At 34.8% G+C, this 3,066-nt stretch carries 4 protein-coding genes; all 4 read left to right on the top strand.

What is annotated here, in order from left to right; genetic code table 11:
- Positions 1-424: Na+/H+ antiporter NhaC family protein (locus tag ABIZ51_01610; GenBank protein ID MEO7087470.1), on the top strand; the 424-nt coding region annotated here is incomplete at its 5' end.
- 47 nt (positions 425-471) lie between these two features.
- Positions 472-1,164 carry a hypothetical protein gene (locus tag ABIZ51_01605; GenBank protein ID MEO7087469.1) on the top strand — a complete coding sequence of 231 codons (693 nt, stop codon included), beginning with the start codon at positions 472-474 and terminating at the stop codon, positions 1,162-1,164.
- Between the two features lie 66 nt (positions 1,165-1,230).
- Entirely contained in the window at positions 1,231-1,953 is a 723-nt protein-coding gene (locus ABIZ51_01600; protein MEO7087468.1) for a DUF4396 domain-containing protein, read from the top strand.
- Positions 1,954-2,041: 88 nt separating this feature from the next.
- Positions 2,042-3,066 (top strand): heavy metal-binding domain-containing protein (locus ABIZ51_01595; protein MEO7087467.1); only part of this gene is annotated, 1,025 nt, incomplete at its 3' end.

Below are 3,066 nucleotides of genomic sequence, written 5' to 3'. Positions count from 1 at the left end.
CCTCGTAATTCTTGCCTTAGCTTGGCCTTTAGCATCTGTTTCACAGGCATTGGGTTTGAATGAATTTATACATCACAACTTAGGTACTTCTATGCCGGCATGGAGTATAGCCGTTTCACTTTTCATATTGTCTTCTGCCGTAACATACTTTATTGGTTCAGGTTGGTGTGCAGCTTCTTTACTCATGCCTATTGCAATTTCAATTGCAATAGTATCAGGAGCCTACATTCCTCTTTGCGTAGCGGCAATAATTACGGGTGGTACATTCGGAGATGTTACTTCTCCTGTTGCAGGAATGACGAATATGGCATCAAATATTGCTCAGGCCAACCATGCAAAATATTTAAAATATGCAAACCCTTATAATTTCATTTCAGCAGGTATTGCAGCAATTTTATTTTTGATAGTAGGAATAATTAACTAATTAAGAATGCGCGATTTTATTTACAAATAAATTAATAAAGCAGCAGGATGCTTAGCAAAAACATTATTTTGGTAGTAGTCGCTTTAATTCTGAATACTTGTTCCTGTTTCAGTCAGGATACTCAAGGAATGTTTATGTATCAGGTGGATGGGAATAAATACGAAAAACTAAATTATGACAAAAAAGGAAGCGTAATAAGCAAACAAATCATTGAAGCCGGAAAGATTCAAAAAAAAGGAAATAAATATATTCTGCCTGTGAAAATAATTTCATACAATGAAGCAGGTAAACTGGAAAATACTTATGAAACCAATTATTCATGTGAGCCATCAGCAGGCAAACTTTTTATCCATATTTTTCCTTTATCAGACAAACAAAATTACACGAATGTTTCAGTCAAATTATTAACAGAGGATGATTTTTATCCAATTGGCATGAGTACAAAAAATCCGCTACCCGATATTTCCTTCTCAATGAATAGTGAAGGCGGGTTACTTGGTTTCTTTGGTGCGAACAGCAAGATTAAAATTTCGGATAGAAAAATAACTAATGAAGGAATGAAATCGAAAAATTATCACATCAAAGAAAAAATTGAAATCAAAGCATATATGTTCGGAGTAAAAATAAAGGACATCAACTACACAGTTGAAGAAATATTTAATCAGGTAACCGGTATTGTAAAACAAGAATATAAAGAAAGTTCAGGCGAATATTTTGTTATAACACTTGTCAAATCCTAAGATTATTAAAAATCAACTGCATTTATGTTTTAAAAGAAAAACTTATCGTTCCTGAAATACTAAAAAATGAAAAGTATAAATGATATCACATTAAACTTCTTAACAGACGAATCATTCGTTTTGTTATGGTATGTAAGTGGTTTGCTTTTAGCAATGTGGGTTATTTATGATTTGTATAATTTGAACACTTCTGTAAATAAATCATTGAAAGTGGGATGGCCAATCATTGTCATCTTTTTTTCAGTGATCGGATTTTTATGGTATCTTTTAACTTGCCGTCCAGACGGATTGTTATTTAGATATCCGAAAGAAAACAAGAAAGCTTTTGATAAAGAACATCACCATGAACAGGTATCCTCAACATTTAGCAAAGTTACCGGATCAGTCATCCATTGTGTAGCAGGAGAGGGTTTGGGAATAATGACCGCCATGGTTATTGCAAGATATATTGGACTGAATTTCTGGGCTGAATTTACAGGAGAATATATAACAGGATTCTTGTTTGGATGGATTTTGTTTCAATACACCGCAATGCGGAGTATAGGAAATTCGCCTTCGCAAGCATTGTGGAAGGGAGGAAGAGCTGAATTTTTTTCAATGATTACATTAATGTCTGGTATGTTACTTACAGCGAAACTTATACAGCCACTCATTATATCATCACCGCCATTGCCCAGTACATATACCTTTTGGGGACTTGCATCATTAGCTCTTTTTATCGGAACTATAATAACATATCCTATGAATTGGTGGCTTGTTTCAATAGGATGGAAACACGGAATGAATTAGAGAATTTACTATTTTAATCATGAGTTCTTTAATATATTATAGTAACATTAGATTAGCAAAGAGAATTATAACTTAAAACAAAATAGAAATGAAACATATATATCAAATAAAAGGAATGTCATGCGATGGTTGCAGAAATCATGTGGAACAAGCACTCAGCAAAGTGGAGGGCGTGACCAAAGTTTCAGTTGATTTGAAAAAAGCAGAAGCTGCGATTGAAATGAAATCACACATTCCATTAGAAAAATTACAAGAGACCTTAAAAAAAAGTGGAGGAAATTATAGCATCGCGAATCAGGGAGACGAAATGCACAAGCATGATAACAAAGAACTTCTCTCAAATCATAAAGAAACTACCAATCAAAATACAAAAGGTTCAGGAGTTTTCTATTGCCCCATGCACTGCGAAGGGGAAAAGACATACAACAAAGCGGGGAGTTGTCCTGTTTGTGGGATGGATTTGGTAGAGCAACCTTCTCAACAGAAATCAGCGCAGCAATATACCTGTCCGATGCATCCTGAAATCATAAGAAATGAGCCAGGTTCTTGTCCAATTTGCGGAATGAATTTAGTTCCGAAAGAACCTGCCAAAAATGAAGATGACAAAACGTATAAAATACTCCTGAAAAAGTTTATAGTTGCAGTGTCATTCACCCTTCCTATTCTGCTGATTACAATGTCTGCGATGTTTTCCAATAATCCATTATTAAAAATAATAAATCAAAAAAGTTGGAACTGGATACAATTTGCATTGTCAATTCCTGTGGTATTTTATGCGGCATGGATGTTTTTTCAGCGTGCCTGGAAATCAATCATCACATGGAAATTGAATATGTTTACCTTAGTTGGACTTGGATCTGGAGTAGCTTTTGTTTTTAGTGTTACTGCCATGTTATTTCCGGGTCTATTTCCCGCGCAATTCAAATCTGAAAGCGGAGATGTATTTGTGTATTTTGAAGCCACCACAGTCATCCTCTCCTTGGTTTTATTAGGGCAACTTATGGAGGCAAAAGCGCACAGCAAAACAACTGGAGCGATAAAAGAATTACTGAAATTAGTTCCTTCCCAAGCTACTTTGGTTGTTGATCGTAGCGAAAAAATTATTTCGATTGA

Source organism: Bacteroidia bacterium (assembly GCA_039924845.1).
Classification (GTDB): Bacteria; Bacteroidota; Bacteroidia; order DATLTG01; family DATLTG01; genus DATLTG01.
The sequence above is the reverse complement of the archived record's forward strand: the minus strand, read 5'-3'. Positions and strand labels throughout refer to the sequence as shown.

Excerpts from the sequence above, each read along its gene's own strand:
- ABIZ51_01605 (MEO7087469.1), top strand. The coding sequence starts at position 472 with ATGCTTAGCAAAAACATTATTTTGGTAGTAGTCGCTTTAATTCTGAAT.
- ABIZ51_01600 (MEO7087468.1), top strand. The coding sequence starts at position 1,231 with ATGAAAAGTATAAATGATATCACATTAAACTTCTTAACAGACGAATCA.